Genomic DNA, 22931 nt, shown 5'->3' on the forward strand with positions numbered 1-22931 from the left:
ATGGCATCGACCATGCCTGGATGAGAACAAATGAGGAACAAATAGTCAAGGGAAATCGCTTTCCGATTGAATCGTCGTTGCGACGTCGGGCCCTAATCCCTGGCAACGCCCCTGCGGGGCTCGCCATGCTTTTTCAAGGTGAGGGCATGCCGCCCTTCGCTGCCTCGCTTTGGACCTGCGATGGACTTGGCCTTCAGCCGTCCGCGAGTCACACTGACTGCGAACGACCCGCCCGCGCCGGCATCCCCTGCCCGCCGCCGCGGCCGCTCCCGCAGAACGCGCCACCAGACCAGCCTGATCGGAAGGACGGACGCATGACACCGGATCCCAGCATCGCGCATCGCCGGCTCGGCGGCCTCTCGGTCTCCGCCATCGGGCTCGGGCTGATGCCGCTGTCGGGCGTCTACGGCGCCGCCGACGACGCGGCTTCGGAGGAGCTGATCCGCCGCGCCATCGATCTCGGCGTCGACCATCTCGACAGCGCCGACATGTATGGCTGGGGCCACAATGAGGAGCTGCTGGGCCGCGCCATCAAGGGCCGGCGCGACCGCGTCGTGCTGGTGACCAAATTCGGCCAGACCCGGCGCGAGGGCGGCCCGAACGGCGTCGACGGCCGGCCCGACTATGTGGCCCAGGCCTGCGAGGCCAGCCTGCGGCGCCTCGGCGTCGACACCATCGACCTGTACTACCAGCACCGGGTCGACCCGGCGGTGCCGATCGAGGAGACGGTCGGCGCCATGGCCCGGCTGGTCGAACAGGGCAAGGTCCGCCATCTCGGCCTGTCCGAGGCCGGGGCGGAGACCATCCGCCGCGCTCATGCCGTGCACCCGATCGCGGCGGTGCAGACCGAATACTCACTGCTGTACCGCGCCGAGGCCGAGGCGACCCGCCAGGTCACCCGGTCGCTCGGCATCGGCTTCGTCGGCTATTCCCCGCTCGGCCGCGGCTTCCTGGCCGGGGCGATCCAGGACCTCTCCCAGATCGACGGCCGCCGGGCGGCGCATCCGCGCTTCCAGCCCGAGAACTTCGCGCACAACCGCGGGCTGGTCGACCGGTTCGAGGCGCTGGCGGCGGAGAAGGGCTGCAAGCCGTCGCATCTCGCCCTCGCCTGGCTGCTGGCCCAGGGCGACGACGTGGTGGCGATCCCCGGCACCCGGTCGATCGCCCGGCTGGAGGAGAATCTCGGCGCCCTGCAGGTGACGCTGACGGTGGAAGACCTGGCCCGGCTGGACGCCGCCATCCCGCCCGGCGCCGCGGCCGGGACGCGCTACTCCGCGGCCGGGATGCAATCGGTCCAGCTCTGAGGCTCAGTCCTCCGCCTTCTGCGCGTCGTAGCGGTCGCGCGCGGCGTCCAGCGCCGGGAAGTTGCGCTCGGCCCAGCGGTCCAGGGCCGTCAGGGTCTCGCTGAGGGATTCGCCGAGCGGGCTGAGCCGGTATTCGACGCAGGGCCGGGCGGTGTGGAAGTCCTGGCGCAGCACGAGGCCGTTGCGCTCCAGGTCGCGCAGGGTCTGGGCCAGCATCTTCTGCGAGATGCCGCCGATCCGGCACAGCAGGGCGGCGTTGCGCACCGGCCCGTCGGCCAGGGCCGAGAGGATCAGCACCGACCATTTCGACGCGACCAGCTCCAGCGCATGGCGGGCCGAGCAGGTTTCGTCGAAGACATCCGGCGCGGTGGCGGGTTCGGGCCGGTCCGGAGGCGCCATGGTTACCTCGAGGTGCTGTATTGCGGGCCGCAGGGCCATTCCCGATACATGGACTCCTATCGCGGATTGCAAGCCCAGTGAGGAGACAGATGAAGGCCCTCATCCTCAGCTCCAGCCCCCGGCGCGACGGCAACTCCGCCGCCCTGGCCGGCGCGGTCGCGGCCGGGCTGGCCGAAGCCGGCCATGCCGCCGAGACGGTCCATCTGGCCGACGCCATCGGCGGCTTCCTGCGCGACTGCCGGCAATGCCGGCGGCCGGATGGCAGCTGCGCCATCGACGACGGGTACAGGCCGCTGTTCCTCGACCGCTTCCTCGCCGCCGACGGGCTGGTCGTGGCCACGCCGATCTACTGGTACGGCATGTCGGCCCAGCTCAAGGCCTTCTTCGACCGGATGTTCTGCTACGTCGCCGCCTCCTACCCCGACTCCGAGACGGTGAAGGCGCGGATGACCGGCAAGCGGGTCGGCCTGGTGCTCAGCTCCGAGGAGGCCTATCCCGCCGTCGCCGGCGCGATCGTGCATCAGGTCCAGGAGTACAGCCGCTACACCCGGTCGCGATTCGTCGGGGTGGTGCATGGCTACGGCAATGCCCGGGGCGAGGTGCGGCGCGATCCGCTGGACCCGCTGGCCGAGGCCCGCCGGCTCGGGCGCGGCTTGTTCGACCGCTACGCCTCGGACTACCTGATCGACACCGACCGCCCCGGCCGCGTCTGGCCTCAGCCTGCCGGCGAAATGGCCTGAGCCCGGGGTTGTCCGCGCCGCCCGGATGGGACAGGATCGCGCCGCGCCGAACCGTGGCGCGCGGGTTCCATCGCGTGGAGGAAGGGATGACGTCTCGCCTGTTCGGATCCGGCTGGACCTTCGGGGCGGCGCTGCTCCTGCCGCTGCTGGCCGCCGGCCCGGCCCTGGCCGATTTCGGCTCCTGCGTCGCCGGCCTGGCCGAGTCCGCGGTGAAGGCCGGGGTCGACCGCGACGTCACCGCCCGCGCCTTCGACGGGCTGACCCAGCCGGACGACAAGGTGCTGCGCTTCCTGGAGGCACAGCCGGAGTTCAAGACGCCGATCTGGGACTATCTCGCCTTCCTGGTCGACGACCAGCGCATCGCCGACGGCCGGGCGATGCTGTCGAAATACGGCCGCGTGCTGCAGCAGGCGGAGCAGCGCTACGGCATCGACCGCACCGTGATCGTCGCGGTCTGGGGCGTCGAGAGCGACTACGGCAAGGAGCGCGGCAACTACTTCCTGCCGCACGCCTTGGCCACGCTGGTCTGCGCCGGCGAGCGGCGCACCGATTTCTGGCGCGGCGAGCTGATGGCGGCGCTGAAGCTGGTCAGCGCCGGCGACCTGCGGCTGGACGAGCTGTACGGCTCCTGGGCCGGCGCCTTCGGCCAGACCCAGTTCATCCCGTCGACCTATCAGCGGCTGGCGGTCGATTTCGACGGCGACGGGCGGCGCGACCTGGTCAATTCGATCGCCGACGCGCTCGGCTCCACCGCCAACTACCTGAAGCGGTCCGGCTGGCAGCAGGGCCAGCCCTGGATGATCGAGGTCAAGGTGCCGGCCGGCTACAACGGCCCGACCGGGCGCAAGGACAAGGACCCGCTGTCGGCCTGGGCCCAGCGCGGCGTGGTCCGCGCCGACGGGGCGCCGCTGTCCGGCAACGCCCAGGCCGGCCTGCTGCTGCCGGCCGGGCCGCAGGGGCCGGGCTTCCTGGTGTTCCGCAATTTCGACGCGATCTATTCCTACAATGCTGCGGAATCCTACGCGCTGGCGATCTCCCACCTCGCCGACCGGCTGGCCGGCGGGCCGGCGCTGCGCACGCCGTGGCCGACCGACGATCCCGGCCTGTCGCGGGCCCAGCGCCTGCGGCTGCAGCAGCTGCTGCAGGCCCAGGGCTACGACATCGGCGGCCAGGCGGACGGCAAGATCGGCCCGGCCACCCGGGCCGCGATCTCGGCGGCCGAGCAGCGCCTGGGCATGCCCCAGACCGGCCGGGCCGGGCTCAAGGTGTATCAGGCGCTGGGTGGGCAGTAGTCCCGTGGGACATCGGGGCCGGCGGTGCGCCGGCTCCCGTCAGTGCGACCAGTAGAGGTCGAAACGGTCGTCGTCCTGCTCCGACTGGCACAATTTCGCATGGATCGGCCGGGAGACGTGCGGGTCGCGGATCTGCACGTTGTAGGCGACCGGCTGCTCCTCCCGCCGGCAGGCCCAGGCGCCGCCGATCTCATTTTCGCCCGAGTAGATCAGGAAGTCGGGCGCCTTCGGGCTGCCCGCGGCCCCTGGGTTCGGAACCAGCCGGATCCGATCCTGGAACAGCAGCGTCTTGACCGGCCCTTCGATGACGTCGCGGTTGCGGTAGAGCGTGCCGATGCCGATCGTGGTCATTGCCGATCCCCAGTGACAGAGCCGCGCGCCCGGCCGGTCCGGACGACCGCCCTCGCAGTGACCGGCGCCCGATACCCGCCACGCTGTGACGGACTTAAGACTCCATCAAGGAACTCTGCCAACACACCAAGGTTCCAGTTGACAAAAGATCCGATGTTTTTTAGTAAATTTTCCATCCGCGCGACACTTCCACAAACGATACACCTGCGGAACACGACCGCGATCAAGTCATCACTTCAGTCCTGATTCCGACCCCGAAGAAAGGGGGGGCCGCCCCCCTTTTTCAGCGCAGCTTTTCAGCCGAAACCTGATCCTGGTGCGAACCGGGCAGCGGGACTAGGATTCCCGGCCACTCCCATCCTGGAAGACGCTGCCATGACGGTTGGAGAACAGACGTCCCGTGCACTGGTGATCGAGGACCAGGATCTGATGCGCCTCGCCCTGATCAGCGAGCTGAAGGCCGCGCTGCGGGACTGCATCGTCCAGGGCGCCGCGACCTGGGAGATCGCCTCCGGCCTGCTGCGGGAGCACAGCTTCGATCTGGTGATCATCGATCCGGGCCTGCCGGGCTTCGACCCGACCTCGCCGCAGCACCGGCTCGCCGTGGTCAAGGCGGTGGTCGACGCCTCGCCCGACGCGCTGCACATCGTCGTCACCGGATCGGATTCGGTCGAGGAGGGCGAGGCGTGCCGGATGCTCGGGGCCAATGCCTATGTCGGCAAGACCGGCCTCGACCGGGACACGCTGTCCAGCATCATCGACAAGATCTCGGACACCCGGTTCTCGCTGTCGCTGTCCGCGGTCAAGGCGGTGACGCCGGAGTTCTACTATTCCGGCCTGACGCCGCGGGAGCAGGAGATTATCGATTTCATGCGGAGCCGGCCGAAGGGGGTCAAGCGCAAGGAGATCTACGAGAAGATGGGCGACCGGTTCGGCATCGACCCCTATACGGTGGAGAAGTACTACAAGCAGGCCCGCGCCAAGCTGCTGAAGAACGGGTTGTTCCCGAAAGGCGCCTGAGGATGACCGCCGCGCCCGATCCCCGTCTTTTCCCCGTCCGGGCCGGCTGATGCTCCATTTTCTCCGCATGGCACTGACCGCCGCCGCCATGCTGGCCATCGCCGGCGGCGCGGCCGCCGCCCCGGTCGGCTACGAGGATCCCCACATCCTCCGGGTCGAAAGCTCTCCGGGCCAGGCGATCGCCACCTACACGCCGGACCAGATCCGGACCACCTTCCCGCAGCGGGAGATCGACACCGGCACGCCGTGGAGCGAGGCCGGCGAGACCATCCGCTACCGCGGCCCGGACCTCAAGGACGTCCTGGCCCGCAGCGGGCTGGGCGAATCCGCCACCATCGAGGTCTTCGCCTACGACGATTTCATCACCACCATCCGGATGGACGAGATCAAGGACTACGAGCCGATCCTCGCCATCGAGCGGGCCTGCTCCGCGGCGGACCACAAGACGGCCCGATGCGCCGACGGCCAGGAGTTCCGGCCGCTCGACCTGGCGGATTCCGGGCCCTACTCGATCATCTGGCCGCTCGACAAGCTGCCCAAATCCTACACGGCCGGACGCAACGCGATCTGGGTCTGGTTCGTCGTCGCACTGCGGCCCGGCTCATGAAGGCGCTGCGGCGCTGGCTGGACTTCGTGCCCTATCTCGGGCTGGCCGTCGCCATCCTGCTGGGATCCTGGTCGTTCATGCGCTCCGAGCACTACCGCGAGGAGACCGACATCCTGCTGATGCAGTCCTACGAGGTGCAGTGGCGGGGCTCGCAGATCCGGGAAAGGCTGGCCAACATCGTCGGGCTGCTGCGCCTGTCGATGGCGACCGGGGACCGTGAGCCGCAGCTGGCGCAGGAGGTCGGGCTGCTGCAGTTCAACATGGTGGCACTGCGCAACCTGCAATATATCGACCACTTCCTCGACCCGCAGGATTTCGCCAGGATCGACCGCAGCATCCAGACCATCCGGACCCGGATCCTGCCGAATATCAGCGCGACGGCGAACGACCAGGAGTCGCTGGCCCTGCTGACCGACATCCAGCAGGACATGTTCCAGGTCTCGGGCACCACGGGCGCCCACAGCCGCACCCTGAACGAGACCGCGCATATCGCCGAGAACGCGCTGCGCAACGTGGCCATCTTCGTGCTGGCGCTGTCGGCCGTGATCGTGGTCGGGGTGATCATCCACCAGCAATCGATGATGGCGCGGCGCAAGGACCAGCAGATCCGCTCCTTCTCGTCGCTGTTCGCCCATATGACCCGGTCGCGGGTCGCCGCCCTGGCGCTGTTCATCAGGGGCCTGCGCGACGGCGAGGCCCCCGACCCGGAGATGGTCGCCGCCGCCGCGCGGGCCGCGGCCGAGCTGGACAGCATCAACAACGGCCTGGTGAAGATCGGCTATTCGGCCAAGCCGACCCGGAACGTGGCGCTGCAGAGCATCCTCGACGCGCTGTCGCAGGATCACGGCGGGCGGATCCAGTTCGACGTTCCCGAGGAGGCACGGACGGCGCTGGTGGCATCGCCGCAGTTCCACCTGATCCTGGACGAGCTGATCCGCAATGCCGAGCACGCCGTGGCCGCGGCGGGGAAGCCGGAGTCCCGGGTGATTCTCCGCGCCCGCCTGACCCGGCGCTTCCCGTTCGGGCGCCGCCTGGCGCTCGAGGTGATCGACAACGGCCTCGGCATGTCCCGCGCGGTGCGCGCCAAGGCGGCGGAGCCGTTCTTCTCGATGCGGGCCGGCAGCCATGTCGGGCTCGGCCTGACCGGCTGCGCCGAGATGGTCAAGGCGCTGGGCGGCCGCTTCCGGATCGACTCCGCGGAAGGCCGCGGCACCTCGGTGCGGATCCTCTATCCGCTGCGCCGCGAGACCGGGACGACCGGGCAGGCCGGCCCGGCCTCAGCCTGACAGCCGCCATTCCTCCTGCAGCATGGCGAAGATCAGCTCGTCGCCCCAGACGCCGTTGAACCGGTCGTTCTGGACCAGATGCGCCTCCTGCCGCATGCCGAGCCGCTTGAGGACGTTGATCGACCCGGTGTTCAGCGCATCACAGCGGGCGAAGATGCGATGGAAGTCGAACCGGCCGAAGCCGAGGCCCAGCACCGCCCGCGCCGCCTCGGTGGCATAGCCGCGTCCTGCCGCCTCCGGCGCGAAGGTGTAGCCGATCTCGGCCTGCCGGGCCTCGCGGCTGACCCATTTCAGCACCACATCGCCGAGCAGGGCGCCGGTCTCGCGGGACGCCACCCCCAGCACCAGCTCGTCGCCCTCGCCCTCGAACTTCAGCGCGCCGAACCGCTCCAGCGCCGCCCGCGACTGCTCCGGCGTGCGCGGGTTCCGGTACAGGTAGCGGGCGACCTCCGGCAGCCGGTGATAGCCGTGGAACGCCTCGAAATCTTCCGGCACGAAGCGGCGGAGGATCAACCTTTCGGTCTCGAACGGCACGACCGGGTCCGGCATCGCGGCGTCCCTGGATGATTCGGCGAGGATGATTCCTCGTACAACCGGAACGGCCGCACACCCACTAAATTCGCTCGGAGTCAGGCCGTCAGCGCCCGGCAGTCGGCGGCGGCCCAGCCGACGGTCACGGCCTCGCCCGCCGCCAGGGCCGGGCGGCCGTCGGCGTTCGGCAGCTTGAGCACGAAATCGTCGCGGCCGAGCAGCGACAGCCGGGCCCGGGTGTGGTCACCGTGGAAGATCAGCTCCTCGATCCGGGCCGGGAATCGGTTCGGGCCGGCCTCGGCGCCGGGCGACAGCCGCACCCGCTCCGGCCGGATCGACAGAGTGGCTCGGGCGCCCTGCCCGGCCGCCCCGACCGGCGTCGCCAGCACCGAGAAGCCGCCATCGACCGCAACCGTGCACTGCCCGCCCGCCAGGGTCTCGACCGTCCCGGCCAGCTTGTTGTTCTCGCCGATGAACTGGGCGACGAAGGCGGTCTCGGGCCGGTCGTACAGGTCGTCCGGCGCCGCCAGCTGGTCGATCGCGCCCTCGTGGAACACGGCGATGCGGTCCGACATGGTCAGCGCCTCGCCCTGGTCATGGGTGACATAGACCACGGTGACGCCGAGCGAGCGGTGCAGATGCTTGATCTCGAGCTGCATGTGCTCGCGCAGCTGCTTGTCGAGCGCGCCGAGCGGCTCATCCATCAGCACCAGCCGCGGCTCGAACACCAGGACCCGGGCCAGGGCCACCCGCTGCTGCTGACCGCCCGAGAGCTGGGCCGGGCGGCGGCCGCCGAAGCCGGCCAGCTTGACCATGTCGCGCGCGCGCGCGACCCGCGCCTCGGCATCCGCGCCGCCGATGCCGCGCACCTTGAGCGGGAAGGCCACGTTCTCGCGCACCGTCATATGCGGGAACAAGGCATAGTTCTGGAACACCATGCCGATGTCGCGGCGCCAGGGTGGCAGCGCGTCGATCTCCTTGCCTTCCAGCAGGATGCGGCCGCGGGTCGGCGTCTCGAACCCGGCCAGCATCATCAGCGTCGTGGTCTTGCCCGAGCCGGAGGGGCCGAGCAGGGTCAGGAATTCGCCCTGCCGGATGGCGAGGTCCAGCCCCCGCACCACCAGCGTCTCGCCGTCATAGGTCTTGGCCACGTCGACGAATTCGACGAAGGCCCCTGCTTCCCTGTCCGCCATGCCGTCCCTGTTCTTCGTTCGGTTGTGTGCCGTCTATTCGTCCAGCGCCTGCTCCAGATCCGCGATCAGGTCCTCGACCGCCTCGATGCCGATCGACAGGCGCAGCAGGTCGTCGGGCACCGTGCCGTCCTCCTTCTCGATCGTGGCACGGTGCTCGATCAGGCTCTCGACCCCGCCCAGCGAGGTGGCGCGGATGAAGATGCGGACGCGGGAGATCGCGCGCAAAGCCGCCTCGCGGCCGCCGGCCAGGCGCAGCGACAGCATGCCGCCGAAGCCGCCCTCCATCTGCAGTGCCGCGATCGCATGGCCGGGAAAGCCCGGCAGGCCGGGGTAGCAGACCTGCGCCACCGCCGGATGGCCATCGAAGCGCTCGGCGATGCGCTGGGCGCTGGCGCTGGCGGCGCGCACCCGCACGAACAGCGTGCGCATGCCGCGCAGCAGCAGCCAGGCCTCGAACGGCCCCAGCACCGGGCCGGCCAGGAAGCGGATCCGGCCGATGCGCTGCCACAGCGGGCCGTCGGCCGCCGTCACCACCGCGCCGGCGACCACGTCGGAATGGCCGTTCAGGTATTTGGTGGCGGAATGGACGACGAGATCGGCGCCATGCGCGATCGGCCGGCACAGCGCCGGCGAGGCCGAGGTGTTATCGACCGCCAGCAGCGCCCCGGCTTCATGGGCGATCGCGGCGGCGCCGGCGATGTCGGTGACCGACCAGATCGGGTTTGCCGGGGTCTCGACGAAGACCAGCCTGGTCACCCCGGGCCGGATCGCGGCGCGCAGGGCGTCGAGGTCGGTGGTGTCGACCAGGTCGCAGTCCAGGCCCCAGGGGATCAGCAGCTCGCGCAGCAGCTTGCCGGTGCCGAAATACATGTCGCGCGAGCAGACGACATGGTCGCCCGGCGCCAGCGCCTGGAACAGGGTTGCGATCGCCGCCATGCCGGAGGCGAACAGCATCGCCGCCGACCCGCCCTCCAGCCGCGCCAGCAGCGCCTCGGCCTGCAGATAGGTCGGGTTGTCGTCGCGGCTGTAGCCGCGGCCGCCGACCTGGGCGTAGGCGGCGTCGCGGGCATAGGTCGAGGACGGATGGATCGGCGGCACGATCGCGCCGGTGTCGCCGCAGAGATAGCCATCGAGGCGGGCGGCGATGGTTTCGGGGCGGCAGGGCGGCCGATCGACCATGGGAACTCCAGAGTGCCTTCCGGGTGTAACTCCCCTGACGCGGCCCTGCAATCCGTGGCAACGTGGGCGAATGGTGTCGGGAGCTTGTCGATGGCGTTCGAGAACGGATTCGGGATCGATCTGGGGCTGGCGCCCGGCATGTGGGTGCGGCACCCCGACCAGCCCGACTGGGGCCTCGGCCAGGTGCAGTCGGTGATCGGCAGCCGGATCACGGTGAATTTCGAGAACCGCGGCAAGGTGCTGATCGACGGCTCGGTGATCCAGCTGGAGCCGACTGAGGAATTGTAGCGGGCCGCTCCTCCCCTCGTCATCCTCGGGCTTGACCCGGCAATCCAGGGGCCACCGAGAGCTGCTCCGGAAAGCCCCTGGATCCTCGGGTCAAGCCCGAGGATGACAGTTAGGATAAGCCGCATCCCATAATCCAACTATAAACTGTTCAATTTCATCGCCTCATCCCCCTCCATGGATTTTCCGCTGGCGCGCTTTCTACGCTCCGCTATGATGGAAGCCCTTTATTTACTGTAAACACAGGTAAAATCGATGCGCGTCGAGCTTCGCGGGATCGAGAAGCGGTTTCAGGAGTTCACCGCCCTGTCGGGGATCGGCCTCGACATCGAGGCGGGGCATCTCTGCGCCCTGCTCGGCCCTTCCGGCTCGGGCAAGACGACGCTGCTGCGCATCATCGCCGGACTGGAGCATGCCGATGCCGGCAGCTTGCGGATCGGCGGCACCGACATGTCGGCGATCGATGTCCGCGACCGCCAGGTCGGCTTCGTGTTCCAGCACTACGCCCTGTTCCGGCACATGAGCGTGCTGGACAATATCGGCTTCGGCCTGAAGGTGCGGCCGCGCCAGACCCGGCCCGAGGCCGAGGCGATCCGCGCCCGCGCCAGGGAGCTCTTGGCCCTGGTGCAGCTGGAGAAATTCGGCGACCGCTACCCCGACCAGCTGTCCGGCGGCCAGCGCCAGCGCGTCGCCCTGGCCCGGGCCCTGGCGATCGAGCCGCGCATCCTGCTGCTGGACGAGCCCTTCGGTGCGCTCGACGCCCGGGTGCGCAAGGACCTGCGCCGCTGGCTGCGCGAGCTGCACCAGACACTGAAGCTGACCACCGTCTTCGTCACCCACGACCAGGAGGAGGCGCTGGAGCTGGCCGACCAGGTGGTGGTGATGGATCACGGCCGGATCGAGCAGATCGGCAGCCCGACCGAGGTCTATGAGCGGCCGGCGACGCCCTTCGTCTACGAGTTCCTGGGCCAGGCCGTGCGCCTGCCCTGCCGCATCGGCCCCGACCGGGTCGATGTCGAGGGCGCGGTGCTGCCGCGGCCGGCGGGCTATGCCGGGCCGGACGGCGCCGGCGAGATCTTCGTCCGGCCGCACGACCTGCTGCCGCAGGAGGCGCGCAGCGATGCCTTCCCGATCGCGGTCCGCAGCGTCAACGTGATCGGCCCGCTGGTGCGGGTCGAGGCGGTGACCCAGCGCGGCGCGATCCCACTGGACCTGGAATGGCACCGGCGCCAGCTGGCGGCCCGCCTGCCCGCCGCGGGCGAGACGCTGCAGGTCGGCACCAGCCATTTCGGCCTGTTCCCGGCGCGCCAGGCCGCCTGAGCATTCTGGAGATTTCGATGAAGCTTTCCTTCCTGGCGCTGGCCATGGCGGCCGGACTGCTGAGCAGCGGCATGGCCGAGGCCCAGACCACCATCCTCAACGCCTCCTTCGACGTGGGGCGCGAGCTCTATGTCGACATCAACCCGGCCTTCCAGAGCTATTGGAAGGGCAAGTCGGGGCAGGATGTGATGGTCGAGCAGTCGCATGCCGGTACCTCGAAGCAGGCGCGGTCGATCCTGGAGGGGCTGCAGGCCGATGTCGTCACCTTCAACCAGGCGACCGACATCACGGCGCTGGAGCAGGGCGGCGCGGTCAAGCCGGGCTGGCAGTCGGCCTTCCCGAACGGCGCCTCGCCCTACTACTCCTTCCCCGCCTTCCTGGTGCGCCAGGGCAACCCGAAGGGGATCAAGGACTGGGGCGACCTGGCGCGCGACGACGTGCAGATCGTCTTCCCCAACCCGAAGACCTCCGGCAATGCCCGCTATACCTATCTGGCGGCCTATGCCTGGGCGCTGAAGGCGAATGGCGGCGACCAGGGGAAGGCCCAGGATTTTGTCAAGACCGTGCTGTCGCATGTGCCGGTGTTCGACACCGGCGGCCGCGGCGCCACCACCACCTTCGTCGAGCGCGAGACCGGCGACGTGCTGATCACCTTCGAGGCCGAGACCCGCGGCATCCAGAAGGAATACGGCGACCGCGGCTTCGAGGTGGTGGTGCCGCCGAGCAGCCTGAAGGCCGATTTCCCGGTGGCGGTGGTCGACAAGGTGGCGGATGCCCGCGGCACGACCGAGGTCGCCAAGGGCTATCTCGACTTCCTGTACCAGCCGGGGGCCCAAGAGATCCTGGCCGGGCATTTCTATCGCCCGACCCTGGCCGAGGTCGCGGCCAAGCACCAGTTCCCGGCGGTGACGCTGGCCACGGTCGACGAGGTGTTCGGCGGCTGGGACAAGGTGAATGCCGAGCATTTCGCCTCCGGCGGTATCCTCGACACCGTGTTCGTGAACCAGTGAGCCGCGACGCCCGATGACCAGCGTCGCCCTCGCCGCCCCCCGCCCCGCCCGGCGCCGGGTGCTGCCCGGATTCCGGCTGACGCTGGGCTGCACACTGGTCTACCTCATGCTGATCGTGCTGCTGCCGCTGGGTGCCCTGGCGCTGAAGGCGGCCAGCCTGACCCCGGCCCAGTTCCTCGCCATCGTCACCTCGCCCCGCGCCCTCGCCAGCTACGAGGTCACGCTCGGCATGGCGCTGGCGGCGACGCTGTTCAACGGCGTGGTCGGGCTGCTGCTGGCCTGGGTGCTGGTGCGCTACCGCTTCCCCGGGCGGCGGCTCTTGGACGCCATCGTCGACCTGCCCTTCGCCCTGCCGACCGCGGTGGCGGGCATCGCCCTGACCGCGCTGTTCGCCAAGAATGGCTGGTTCGGCGCGCCGCTGGCGGCGATCGGCATCCCGGTCGCCTACACCCCGCTGGGCATCGCCGTGGCGATGGCCTTCACCAGCCTGCCCTTCGTGGTGCGCAGCGTGCAGCCGGTGCTGGAGGACCTGGACGCCGGCGTCGAGGAGGCGGCCCGGACGCTGGGCGCCGGCGACTGGTCGACCCTGCGCCATGTCGTCTGGCCGGCGATTCTGCCCGCCTTCCTGGCGGGCTGCAGCCTGGCCTTCGCCCGCAGCCTGGGCGAGTTCGGCGCCGTGATCTTCATCGCCGGCAACCGGCCGATGCAGACCGAGATCGCGGCGCTGCTGGTCTTCATCCGGCTCGAGGAATACGACTACGCCGCCGCCGCGGCGCTGGCGCTGACCATCCTTGCCGCCGCCTTTGTCCTGCTGCTGGCCACCAACATCCTCCAGGCCCGGTTCCTGCGCCATGTCGATCGCCGTTGACCGCGCGCCGGTGGCGGCGCCTGTGACATCGACCGCCGCCAGCACCCGGCCGCGGCGGTCGCCCCGCATCGGCGAGGGGCGCTGGACCCGGCGCATCCTGATCGGCCTCGCCTTGCTGGCCGCCGCGCTGGTGCTGGTGGCGCCGATCGCGGTGATCTTCGCCCAGGCCTTCTCCGCCGGCTTGACGGTCTTCGCCCGCAACATCGGCGAGCGCGAGACTCTGCACGCCATCGGCCTGACCGTGACCACGGCGCTGATCGTGGTGCCGGTCAACACCGTGTTCGGCGTCATGGCGGCGTGGGTGATCGCCAAGTTCCAGTTCCGCGGCCGACGCCTGCTGACCACGCTGGTCGAGATCCCGTTCTCGGTGTCGCCGATCGTCGCCGGTGTCGTGTACCTGTTCCTGTACGGCGCCAACGGGCTGTTCGGCCCGTGGCTGCAGGACCAGGGCATCCGCCTGATGTTCACCCCCGTGGCGATCGTGCTGGTCAGCCTGTTCGTGACCTCGCCCTATGTGGCGCGCGAGCTGATCCCGCTGATGCAGGCGCAGGGGCGCGACGAGGAGGAGGCGGCGGCAACGCTGGGCGCCAATGGCTGGCAGACCTTCTTCCGCGTCACCCTGCCGAACATCAAATGGGCGCTGCTGTACGGCGTGGTGCTGTGCAACGCCCGGGTGATGGGCGAGTTCGGCGCCGTCTCGGTCGTCTCCGGCCATATCCGCGGCCAGACCAACACGCTGCCGCTGCAGATCGAGCTGCTGTACAACGACTACAACGCCGTCGGCGCCTTCGCCGCCGCCTCGACCCTGGCGCTGCTGGCGCTGGTGACGCTGGCGGCCAAGGCGCTGGTCGAGCGCCACAGCCGCCGCGCCGGCCGGCCGGGACACTGAGGACCGGCCGGGTTCGACCTCAGGCCGGGGTCAGGACGTGGATGGCGCGGCCGGCAATCAGGTCCCGGGTGCGCTCGCCATAGGCCTTCATGTGCGAGGCGATCGAATGCGCCTTCAGCGCCTCCGGGCTCTCCCACTTCTCGACCACGACGAAGGTGTCGTCGCCGAAGCTGTCGGGGCTGCCTGCAGCGTCGATCGCCGGGCCGTATTCGATGCAGCCCTGCTCGGCATGGACCGCGGGGATGATCTTGCGGAATTCCTCCAGCAGGGCGGCGCGCTGGCCCGGCTTGGCGGTGATCAGGGCGATGACATGGATCACGTCGAGACTCCGAGGTTTTGTCCGATCTTATCGCCCTGATCGCATGAACCACCAGCCTTCGCTACGGCCGAACCGCCGTAACCTCGATCTCGACCAGATAGCCGGGATTGGCCAGCGCCGCGACCTGCAGGGCCGAGCGCGCCGGCAGGTTCGGCTGCGCCGCCGTGCCGTAGAACTGGCGGTAGCCCTCCATGAAGCCGGCGAAGTCCATCTTGCCCTCCTTGGCCGGGTCGCCGACCAGGAAGACCTGCATCTTCACCACGTCGCCCAGGCCGAGGCCGAGATCCTTCAGCGTCTTCTCGATCGACTGAAACACCGCGATGGTCTGGGCCTTGGTGTCGCCATAGGCGGCGACGGTGTTCTTGGCCGCGTTGGCATCGGCCACCGGCGGCACCGCGCCGCTGACATAGACCGTGGTCTTGCCGGCCGGGATCTCCACCGCGCGGGCGATCGGGAAGTCGGAATTCGGGATCTTGTGGCGGATCACATCGTCCGCCGCGGCCGGGCCGGCCGCCAGCAGCGCGGCAAGGCCGATCGCGGCGGTCATCGTCGTCTTGTTCACGGGTCTTTCCCCCTTCAAACGTGCAGGTCAGTTGCGGGCGTCGGCCACGTCCTTGGCCGTCACCGGATCGGCGTAGGAATTGCCGAAATGGGTGCGCAGGTAGTTCACCACCGCGGCCACCTGGTCGTCGGTCATCATCCTGCCGACCGGCGGCATGCCCTTCAGGCCGTGGACGACGACATAGACCGGGTAGGCCCCGGTCTCGAGATTGGCGTTCTTGGCCAGGGCCGGGTAGTGGCCGGCGCCGGCCGCCCCCTGCCCCGCCGGCATGTGGCAGGCCTGGCAGACATTGGCGAACAGCGCGGCGCCGTCGGCCTCGGCGAAGGTCGAGGCCGGGCTGAGCATCGGAGCATCCTGGGCGCCCGCGGCCGCGGGCAGCAGCAGGAGGATCGCGGCCAGCCGGGCCGCGGAACGGAGGGTCATGGCGGAAGTCCTCTCATACGGGCGGCGACGGGCGGTCATGCGGCGATCACCCGGTGGTGCAGCCGCTCGATCGCGTTCAGCGCCGAGAGGATCGCCCCCTCCTGCCAGGCCGGGATGTAGGAGGCGTGCTCGCCGGCCAGCACGATGCGGCCGTCGATCTGGCACAGATTGTCGTAGTGCTGCGCCCGCGCCTCATCGGTCCAGTCGCCGGCGCAGCCCAGGGTGAAGGGCACCCGGTGCCACGCCACCGAGATGCCGGTCTCGAACTCCGTCTCGTATTGCGGGTGGATCTGCTTGCCGTACTGGACCGCGCGGCGCACGCGCTCGGCCGGGTCCATGGCGGTGAACTCGTAGGAGTTCGGTCCGTTCCAGCTGTAAGCGCCGAGCAGCACGCCCTTGCCGCCGAGATTGTAGCCGGTGCTGGGATAGGAGATCTGGCGGATCGGCAGGTCGGTGTAGCTGATGCCGCCGTAGATCGCCTCGTCCTCCTCCCAGAAGCGGCGCTTGAACTGCAGTCCGACCTTGACCGAGGAAGCATAGGGCACGGCCTCGATCGCCGCCTGCATCTTGGCGCCGACATCGATCGGGATCTGGCTGAGCACGGTCAGCGGGATGGTGCAGACGCACCAGTCAGCCTTGGCCTGCAGCGGGCTGCCGGGGCTGGTGGTGTCCTCATAGGTCACGGTCACCCCGGCCTCGCCCTGTTGGATCCGGGTGACCTTGGCATTGTACCGGATCAGGCCGTCGAGCTGGCCGGCGAAGGCCTTGCCGATCATGTCCATGCCGCCGACCGGCTGGAACATGGTGGTCTGGAACTCGTAGAGGGCGAAGCTCTGCAGGCTGCGCCACAGCCGCGAATTGAGGATGTCGGACAGGCCGATCGGCTCGCCCGGCACCGGCTCGGCCCCCAGCCCGCCGCCGGCATCCTTGGCATAGCCGCGGAACTCGGAGGCGGTCTCGCCGGCCTTGTAGCCGTAGTCCTTGTCCAGGGCGCCCCAGGATTTCAGCGCCTGCAGCAGGATCTCGCGATCCTCCTTCGACACCGCCTCGTCCAGCTTGCCCTGCTGCGCCGCCTTGGCCAGAAGCTCGGAGACATGGCCCTGGAAGTCGGTCTTGATCTCGCGGATGCGCTGCGGCTTGCCGCCGAAGCCCTTGGTGTTGTGCAGCAGCGCATTGTGGTTGAGCTGCTGGAACGGCTCCAGCGCCACGCCCAGGCGCCGGCAATAGGCCAGCACGCCATGGTGATGGTACGGGATGCGCCAGGGGCCGGGGTTGAGGTACAGCCCCTGGTCGAAGCCGCAGGTCTGGGCGGCGCCGCCAAGCTCGGTGTAGCGGTCGCCGCCGCGCAGGGTCCAGTTCCGCCCGCCCGGCCGGTCGTTGAACTCCAGCAGCTGGACCTTATAGCCGGCTTGGCGCAGCTCCAGCGCCGCGGTCAGCCCGGCGAGGCCGGCGCCGAGCACCAGCACCGTGGCGCCCTTCGGGTCGCCGCTGAGATCGACCGGTCCCTTGTAGCCGGACTCCGCCGCCAGGCCGAGGCTGGTCATCGCCTGGTACATGGCGGCGCTGCCGGCCGTCATCCCGATCAGCGACAGCAGGCCGCGGCGGCTGACGCCGTCCCCCTGTTCCTCTTGCATCGATCGTGCCCCTTCGACAGTCGCGGCGGAGCGATCCGGCCGCGGATGACGACAGCAGCAAGAACGATGCCAGAACGGGAAAGCCTCGTCTCCGGCGCCGTGCACGCCCGCCCGGTGCCGAAGCGGAGGGCACCGGATCAGGCAAGTGACAGCGCAATGATCATTTTCCCAGCACTAGGATTCGATGTGAATTTTCGGCAAATCAGCCATGGATTCAAGCATTCACCAGGTCGACCGTGAATTCGGCCGGCTGGCGCAGCGTCTGGTAGACGACGCAGTAGCGCTCGGTCAGCTTGAGCAAAGTGGCGCGCTGCTCCTCGGTCAGGTCGCCCTCCACCGCGAAGTTCAGGCGGATGGCGCGGAAGCCGACCGGGGCATCCTTGGCCACGCCCAGCGTGCCGCGGAAGTCGAGGTCGCCCTCGGCCGAGACGGTGCCCCCGGTGACCGGCAGGGCCAGCGCCGTGGCCACCGCCTTCAGCGTCACCCCGGCGCAGGCCACCAGCGCCTCCAGCAGCATGTCGCCGGAGCACAGCGACAGGCCGTCGCCGCCGGTCGCCGGGTGCAGCCCGGCCTCGGCCAAGGCGCGGCCGGTCTCGACCTTGCAGGTCACCCCCTCCTCGCCCAGCCGCCCCTTGGCGCGCAGGGTGACCAGGGCCGCATCCGGCGCCTCGCGATACTTGTCCTTCAGCGGCGCCTGCAAGGCGCGCAGTGACTCGGCATCCATCATCGTCTCTCAGATCGTGACGGGCACGGCCGACGCCCGGGCTCCTGCGGCGCCCGCATCGCGGCCGGCCGCAGCATCCCGCGGCGGCGCCAACGAGGATAGCACGGCCTCGCGCAGCCGCAGCAGCTCCGGCGCCCCGGCGCGTTCGGCCCGCGGCAGCGGCACGGCAATGTCGGCGGCGATCCGGCCGGGGCGGCCAGCCAGCACCACCACGCGGTCGGCCAGGGCCAGCGCCTCGTCGATGTCGTGCGTCACCAGCACCAGGGTCGGCTCGAGCCAGTCCCGGATCTCCAGCAGATGGCGGTGCAGGTCGCGCCGGGTGAAGGTGTCGAGCGCGCTGAACGGCTCGTCCAGCAGCAGCACCTTGGGCCGGGCCACCAAAGCGCGGGCGATGGCGACGCGCTGGGCCATGCCGCCGGAGAGCTGGCGCGGCCAGGCATCGGCGAAGCCGGCGAGCCCGACCCGGGCGATCGCCTCCGCCGCCAGCCGCGCCGCCTCGGCCCGGGGCAGCCGGCCGAGGCCGAAGCGGATATTGGCCTCGACGGTGAGCCAGGGCATCAGCCGCGGCTCCTGGAACACCACGCCGACATCCTCGCCCGGCCCGTCCACCGGATGGCCGGCGACCGACAGCGTGCCGGCCGAGGCCCGCTCCAGCCCGGCGATCAGGCGCAAGAGCGTGCTCTTGCCGCAGCCGCTGGCGCCGACCACGGAGACGATGGCGCCGGAGTCGACCGCGAGGTCGATGCCGGCCAGGGCGTCCAGCCCGTTCGGATAGCGCTTGGCGACGCTGGTGAGGGACAGCATGGTCACGCCCCCTCCGGCCGGAAGCCGTCCTGCCAGCGGACCAGCCGGGCGCCGAGCGTGGCCAGGGCCAGGTCGCTGAGCTTGCCGAGCACGGCGAACAGCAGGATCGAGGCCAGGATGGTGGCCGGCCGGCCGGTCATCTGGCCGTCGACCAGCAGGTAGCCCAGGCCCTTGCTGGCGCCCATGAACTCCGCCGCCACCACGAACATCCAGCCGAGGCCGAGCCCGCCGCGCAGGCCGGTGATGAAGGTCGGCAGCGCCGCGGGCAGCAGGATACGGCGCACCAGGTCCCAGGTGCCGAAGCGGTAGATCCGCCCGACCTCGACCAGCTTGCGGTCGACCGAGGCGATGGCGCCGGCCAGGGTCAGGTAGACCGGAAAGAACACGCCGACCGCGATCAGCAGCACCTTCGGCGTCTCGAAGATGCCGAACCACAGGATGAACAGCGGCACCCAGGCGATCGACGGGATGCTGCGCAGCGCCTGGATGCTGGGGTCCAGCAGGCGGCGGGCCAGCGGCCAGACGCCGGTGGCGGCGCCCAGCGCCGTGCCGGCGGCGGCGCCGAGCAGGAAGCCCCACCACACCCGCCACAGCGTCGCCAGCACATGGTCGAGCAGCACGCCGCGGGTCGCCAGGTCGCCCAGCGTCTTCAGGATCTGCGACGGCGGCGGCAGCAGGCGGGTCGAGACCACTCCCAGGGTGGCCAGCACCTCCCAGCCCAGGGCCAGCCCGACCGGCAGGATCAGTCCGACCGCGACGGTGCCGATCACGCCGGCGGCCCTTGGCTCGCGAAGTTCGGTTCCGGTCGCGGCGGGGTCCAGGCTGGCCATGGCTACTGCGCCAGCGCGGTCTTGAAGCGGGCGTCGAGCAGCGCGTCGACGGTGGCCGCGACATCAACTGAGGATTCGATCACCCCGGCCTTCTGCAGCGCCACCCCGGCGGCCAGGATGGTGTCGCGCTTCGGCGCGTCGATCGCCGGGCCGGACAGGTCGGTGCGCTCCAGCTGCTTAGCCGCCGCCGCATCGGTCAGGCCGGCGGCCTGGACCAGAGCGGCGCGCAGCTCGTCCGGATGGGCCAGGGCGTAGATCCGCGCCTGCTCATAGGCGCGGATCACGGTCTCGACGATCTCCGGATGGTCGGCGGCGAACGCCTCGTTGACGTTCAGCACGCCATAGGTGTTCAGCTCGGGCTTGCGGTAGAACAGCCGCGCCCCCTGCTCCAGCTCCGCCTGCGCCATCATCGGGTCCAGCCCGGCCCAGGCGTCGACCTGGTGGCCGATCAGGGCATTGCGGCCGTCGGCATGCTGCAGCAGCACCACCTCGATGTCCTGCTCCGCCAGGCCGTGATCGGCCAAAGCGCGCAGCAGGAAGATGTAGGGGTCGGTGCCGCGGGTGACGGCGACGCGCTTGCCCTTGAGGTCCTCGACCGACCGGATCGGGCTGTCGCCATTGGTCACCAGTGCCGTCCATTCCGGTCGGGAGTAGGAATAGACAGCCTTGATCGGGCTGCCGTTGATCCGCGCCAGCAGGGCCGCGGCGCCGGCGGTGGAACCGAACTGGACACTGCCGGAGTTCAGGAACTCGATCGCCTTGTTGCTGCCGGCGCTCTGCACCCAGGTCACCGACACGCCCTGCGGCTTCAGCGCCTCCTCCAGCCAGCCCTGGTCCTTCAGCACCAGGCTGACCGGGTTGTAATAGGCCCAATCGAGGGTGATGCCGGACACCGGATCGGCGGCCCGACCGAGCGCCGGAGCGAGGGCGGCAACGAGGACCGTACCGGCAAGCAGCAGGCGGCGCGACAGGGTGATCATGGGCGGTCCTTTCGGCCGGCAGGATTCACGGCCCCGGCCCGTTGATTGTTCGATAGCATACGATATTTTGGAAATAGCTTTCATAAAATACAATTGTTTAATGGTATTCCATATTCGCTGCAGGCCCTCGACAGACAGGATTGTCTTCGGCATAATGAACAAATTGGGAACAAATTGACCGAAATGCCATGGACGACCACGTCGTCGCCGCCCTGTGGCGTGCCTTTGATGCGCGCGACTGGGCTCGCGCCCTCGGTTTGCTGGCCGACGACTTCGTGGCGGACTGGCCGCAGACCTGTGAGCGCGTCCGTGGTGCCGATGCCTTCATCGCCCTCAACGCCAACTATCCCGGCCGCTGGCGCTGCCATCTGCAGGAGCTGATCCAGGCGGGCGAGCGGGCGGTCTCCCGCGTGCTGCTGACCGATGGCAATGATATCGTGCATGCCGTCTCGCTGTACCGCCTGCGCGACGGCCAGATCACCGAGGCGGTGGAGGTCTTCGCCGAGTCCGGCGAGCCGCCCTATGACCGCAGCCGCTGGACCGAACGCTACGAGCTGAGGCTGCCGACGGGGTGAGGTCGACTTAGAACATGAAATAAGTCGTCATCCCGTGCGCGTTGCGGTGCGAAGTACCGCGACGCAGACACAGGATCTCGGCGCCCTCATCGAAGAGATCCCGGGTCTGCAGCGCACCACTTCGTGCTGCGCCGCGCCCGGGATGACGGCTGGGGGAATCGCGGACGAGCCGACTAACAAGCCACCGTCAGCTCGACATATTCGGCCCGCATCGGGTTGTCGCCCGGGGTGACCTTGGTCACCTTGCAGGCCGACACCTGCTCGATCGCCTTGCGCTCGGCGGCACGGACCTTGGCGGGGGACGGGCCGATCAGGCTCGGCCCCACCAGCCAGGCGCCCCAGGTGGCTTCCGTCAGCCGGGTGATGCCGATGTCGAGGCCGTTCACCGTCACCGTCCGCGACAGCACGGCGGGCGGCTCGCTCGGTTTCTGCGTGCAGCCGAGGAGCGCCAGCGCGATCAGCGCCGGAAGACCGTATCTCACCTGAACCCCCAAAGGTGCTTTTTTCCTTTGCGGCAGACGATATCAGGTTGCCCCTGAAGGATTCCAGCCGCCTCGCGCAAGAATTCGCTCGGCCAGCAGATGATACAGCCCGTGCCGCAGCACCAGGCGGGAGCCGAGCCAGGCGAGGCCGACCGACGGAATCAGGATGGCGAGGCCGCGGGATTCGCCGGTCATCTCCGCCAGCAGCACCAGGGCGGTGACCGGCGAATGAGTGACGCCGGTCAGGTAGGCGGCCATGCCGACCAGCATCAGCGACGGCACCAGGTCCGGGCCGACCAACGGCGCGAAGATGGCGCCGAAGCCGGCGCCGACCGAGAGCGAGGGCGCGAACAGGCCGCCCGGGATGCCGGCTGAGGAGGCCAAGGCGGTGGCGGCGAACTTGGCCGGGAAGAACCACCAGGCGAGGCTGTGCCCGCCTTCCAGGGCCAGCCGCGTCGGCTCGTAGCCGGTGCCGAAGGTGGCGCCGCCGGCGGCCAGGCCGATCAGCCCGGCGAGGAGGCCGCAGCTGGCGGCGGCGGCCAGCACCGACCAGCGGCCGAACCGGCGGAACAGCCGCGGCAGCAGCCCTGTCAGGGCCAGGACGCTACGGCCGAACAGACCGCCGAGGATGCCGGCCAGCACCGCGACCAGCAGGAAGACCGGGATCGCCCCCGCGGTGAAGTCGAGCGGGTGGCGGCCGAAATAGGTGTAGTCGCCGAGCACGGCGATGGCGACGGCGGAGGACAGGAAGATCGCGGCCAGCACCGCCATGCGATTGCGGATGTCGAAGCCGGCGGCCAGCTCCTCCAGCGCGAAGACGATGCCGGCCAGCGGGGTGTTGAAGGCGCCGGCCAGCCCAGCCGCGCCGCCGGCGGTGATCACCCGCCGCAGCCGCGCCGGGGTGGCGTGGGGCGTCAGGCTGGCCAGGATCACGGCGCCGACCTGCACGGTCGGCCCCTCGCGCCCGATCGAGCCGCCGCAGGCGAGGCCGACCAGGCACAGCAGGATCTTGCCGATGCCGGTGCGGGCGTTCAGCTGGGTCGGCATCAGCTCCAGCGGCCGGCGCATCGCGGCGATGCATTGTGGGATGCCGCTGCCGGGCGCCGCCGGAAACAGCCGCTGCGCCGCCAGGGCCGAGACGCCGAAGCCGACGGCACCCAGGATCGGCGCCAGCCACAGCCGGCCGTCGGTCAGCCAGAAGAACAGGCTCTGCGCCTCATCCGCGGCCCATGCGAAGGCGACGGCCATGCAGCCGACCAGTATGCCGCCGACGGCGAAACGCAGAAGCCGCCGCAAACGCGGCGGCGACAGCAGGCGCTCCGGC

General features: G+C 69.8%; 27 protein-coding genes. 12 read left to right on the top strand and 15 right to left on the bottom strand.

Features of this window, described 5'->3' with window-relative positions:
* The first annotated feature begins 314 nt into the window (after positions 1–314).
* Positions 315–1304 carry an aldo/keto reductase gene (locus AAHM41_RS27040; protein ID WP_342239709.1) on the top strand — a complete coding sequence of 330 codons (990 nt, stop codon included), beginning with the start codon at positions 315–317 and terminating at the stop codon, positions 1302–1304.
* A gap of 3 nt (positions 1305–1307) precedes the next feature.
* Here the strand turns inward: AAHM41_RS27040 and AAHM41_RS27045 are convergent, their stop codons facing one another.
* On the bottom strand, positions 1308–1703 hold the full coding sequence (locus AAHM41_RS27045; RefSeq protein ID WP_342239710.1) for a winged helix-turn-helix transcriptional regulator: 396 nt from the start codon (positions 1701–1703) through the stop codon (positions 1308–1310).
* Positions 1704–1792: 89 nt separating this feature from the next.
* On the opposite strand from AAHM41_RS27045, the gene AAHM41_RS27050 reads away from it, so the two are divergent.
* Positions 1793–2443 (top strand): flavodoxin family protein, encoded by a 651-nt coding sequence (locus AAHM41_RS27050; protein ID WP_342239711.1) that lies wholly within the window; start codon positions 1793–1795, stop codon positions 2441–2443.
* A gap of 86 nt (positions 2444–2529) precedes the next feature.
* On the top strand, positions 2530–3735 hold the full coding sequence (locus AAHM41_RS27055) for a lytic murein transglycosylase (protein ID WP_342239712.1): 1206 nt from the start codon (positions 2530–2532) through the stop codon (positions 3733–3735).
* A gap of 39 nt (positions 3736–3774) precedes the next feature.
* Here the strand turns inward: AAHM41_RS27055 and AAHM41_RS27060 are convergent, their stop codons facing one another.
* Entirely contained in the window at positions 3775–4086 is a 312-nt protein-coding gene (locus AAHM41_RS27060; RefSeq protein ID WP_342239713.1) for a DUF736 domain-containing protein, read from the bottom strand.
* A gap of 375 nt (positions 4087–4461) precedes the next feature.
* On the opposite strand from AAHM41_RS27060, the gene AAHM41_RS27065 reads away from it, so the two are divergent.
* From AAHM41_RS27065 to AAHM41_RS27075, 3 genes are read left to right on the top strand one after another with little or no spacing between them, the layout of a single operon-like run.
* Entirely contained in the window at positions 4462–5106 is a 645-nt protein-coding gene (locus tag AAHM41_RS27065) for a response regulator transcription factor (protein ID WP_342239714.1), read from the top strand.
* Positions 5107–5155: 49 nt separating this feature from the next.
* Positions 5156–5713, top strand: coding sequence for a hypothetical protein (locus AAHM41_RS27070; RefSeq protein WP_342239715.1), 558 nt, complete (start codon positions 5156–5158; stop codon positions 5711–5713).
* Positions 5710–6999, top strand: coding sequence for a sensor histidine kinase (locus AAHM41_RS27075; RefSeq protein ID WP_342239716.1), 1290 nt, complete (start codon positions 5710–5712; stop codon positions 6997–6999). Before AAHM41_RS27070 ends, AAHM41_RS27075 begins: the two co-directional genes overlap by 4 nt.
* Here AAHM41_RS27075 and AAHM41_RS27080 read toward each other — a convergent pair.
* From AAHM41_RS27080 to AAHM41_RS27090, 3 genes are all read right to left on the bottom strand, one after another.
* The gene (locus AAHM41_RS27080) at positions 6991–7548 is read right to left on the bottom strand and encodes a GNAT family N-acetyltransferase (protein ID WP_342239717.1); all 558 of its coding nucleotides are present in this window, start codon (positions 7546–7548) and stop codon (positions 6991–6993) included. The genes AAHM41_RS27075 and AAHM41_RS27080 overlap by 9 nt on opposite strands.
* A gap of 80 nt (positions 7549–7628) precedes the next feature.
* The gene (locus AAHM41_RS27085) at positions 7629–8723 is read right to left on the bottom strand and encodes an ABC transporter ATP-binding protein (protein ID WP_342239718.1); all 1095 of its coding nucleotides are present in this window, start codon (positions 8721–8723) and stop codon (positions 7629–7631) included.
* A gap of 33 nt (positions 8724–8756) precedes the next feature.
* Positions 8757–9902 (bottom strand): trans-sulfuration enzyme family protein, encoded by a 1146-nt coding sequence (locus AAHM41_RS27090; protein ID WP_342239719.1) that lies wholly within the window; start codon positions 9900–9902, stop codon positions 8757–8759.
* Positions 9903–9992: 90 nt separating this feature from the next.
* Between AAHM41_RS27090 and AAHM41_RS27095 the strand changes: the two genes are divergently transcribed.
* From AAHM41_RS27095 to cysW, 5 genes are all read left to right on the top strand, one after another.
* Positions 9993–10190, top strand: a complete 198-nt coding sequence (locus AAHM41_RS27095; protein ID WP_342239720.1) for a DUF3553 domain-containing protein — start codon at positions 9993–9995, stop codon at positions 10188–10190.
* A 252-nt stretch (positions 10191–10442) separates the two neighbouring features.
* A complete protein-coding gene (locus AAHM41_RS27100; protein WP_342239721.1) occupies positions 10443–11507 on the top strand; it encodes a sulfate/molybdate ABC transporter ATP-binding protein in 1065 nt (354 codons plus the stop codon).
* A gap of 17 nt (positions 11508–11524) precedes the next feature.
* Positions 11525–12517 (top strand): sulfate ABC transporter substrate-binding protein, encoded by a 993-nt coding sequence (locus AAHM41_RS27105; protein WP_342239722.1) that lies wholly within the window; start codon positions 11525–11527, stop codon positions 12515–12517.
* A 13-nt stretch (positions 12518–12530) separates the two neighbouring features.
* A complete protein-coding gene (gene cysT, locus AAHM41_RS27110; RefSeq protein WP_342239723.1) occupies positions 12531–13385 on the top strand; it encodes a sulfate ABC transporter permease subunit CysT in 855 nt (284 codons plus the stop codon).
* On the top strand, positions 13369–14274 hold the full coding sequence (gene cysW, locus AAHM41_RS27115; RefSeq protein WP_342239724.1) for a sulfate ABC transporter permease subunit CysW: 906 nt from the start codon (positions 13369–13371) through the stop codon (positions 14272–14274). Before cysT ends, cysW begins: the two co-directional genes overlap by 17 nt.
* A 19-nt stretch (positions 14275–14293) precedes the next feature.
* Here the strand turns inward: cysW and AAHM41_RS27120 are convergent, their stop codons facing one another.
* From AAHM41_RS27120 to AAHM41_RS27155, 8 genes are all read right to left on the bottom strand, one after another.
* Complete coding sequence (locus AAHM41_RS27120; RefSeq protein WP_342239725.1) at positions 14294–14593, bottom strand: putative quinol monooxygenase; 300 nt, start codon at positions 14591–14593, stop codon at positions 14294–14296.
* Positions 14594–14654: 61 nt separating this feature from the next.
* A complete protein-coding gene (locus AAHM41_RS27125; RefSeq protein ID WP_446719491.1) occupies positions 14655–15155 on the bottom strand; it encodes a RidA family protein in 501 nt (166 codons plus the stop codon).
* A gap of 27 nt (positions 15156–15182) precedes the next feature.
* Positions 15183–15578 (bottom strand): c-type cytochrome, encoded by a 396-nt coding sequence (locus AAHM41_RS27130; RefSeq protein ID WP_342239726.1) that lies wholly within the window; start codon positions 15576–15578, stop codon positions 15183–15185.
* Between the two features lie 35 nt (positions 15579–15613).
* Positions 15614–17212 carry a flavin monoamine oxidase family protein gene (locus tag AAHM41_RS27135; RefSeq protein WP_342239727.1) on the bottom strand — a complete coding sequence of 533 codons (1599 nt, stop codon included), beginning with the start codon at positions 17210–17212 and terminating at the stop codon, positions 15614–15616.
* A 214-nt stretch (positions 17213–17426) separates the two neighbouring features.
* Entirely contained in the window at positions 17427–17936 is a 510-nt protein-coding gene (locus tag AAHM41_RS27140; RefSeq protein ID WP_342239728.1) for an OsmC family protein, read from the bottom strand.
* Between the two features lie 9 nt (positions 17937–17945).
* Positions 17946–18740: an ABC transporter ATP-binding protein gene (locus AAHM41_RS27145; RefSeq protein ID WP_342239735.1), complete on the bottom strand. Its 795-nt coding sequence runs from the start codon at positions 18738–18740 to the stop codon at positions 17946–17948.
* A 2-nt stretch (positions 18741–18742) separates the two neighbouring features.
* A complete protein-coding gene (locus tag AAHM41_RS27150; protein ID WP_342239729.1) occupies positions 18743–19570 on the bottom strand; it encodes an ABC transporter permease in 828 nt (275 codons plus the stop codon).
* 2 nt (positions 19571–19572) lie between these two features.
* Complete coding sequence (locus AAHM41_RS27155; protein WP_342239730.1) at positions 19573–20550, bottom strand: aliphatic sulfonate ABC transporter substrate-binding protein; 978 nt, start codon at positions 20548–20550, stop codon at positions 19573–19575.
* Between the two features lie 188 nt (positions 20551–20738).
* Here AAHM41_RS27155 and AAHM41_RS27160 point away from each other — a divergent pair, with 188 nt between their 5' ends.
* On the top strand, positions 20739–21125 hold the full coding sequence (locus AAHM41_RS27160; RefSeq protein ID WP_342239731.1) for a nuclear transport factor 2 family protein: 387 nt from the start codon (positions 20739–20741) through the stop codon (positions 21123–21125).
* A gap of 173 nt (positions 21126–21298) precedes the next feature.
* On the opposite strand, the gene AAHM41_RS27165 is transcribed toward AAHM41_RS27160, so the two are convergent.
* Together AAHM41_RS27165 and AAHM41_RS27170 are read right to left on the bottom strand one after the other, a co-directional pair.
* Positions 21299–21607, bottom strand: coding sequence for a hypothetical protein (locus AAHM41_RS27165; protein WP_342239732.1), 309 nt, complete (start codon positions 21605–21607; stop codon positions 21299–21301).
* Positions 21608–21649: 42 nt separating this feature from the next.
* On the bottom strand, positions 21650–22931 hold a 1282-nt coding region (locus tag AAHM41_RS27170; protein WP_342239733.1), incomplete at its 5' end, for a chloride channel protein.

The sequence above is a fragment of the Inquilinus sp. OTU3971 genome (genome assembly GCF_038440215.1).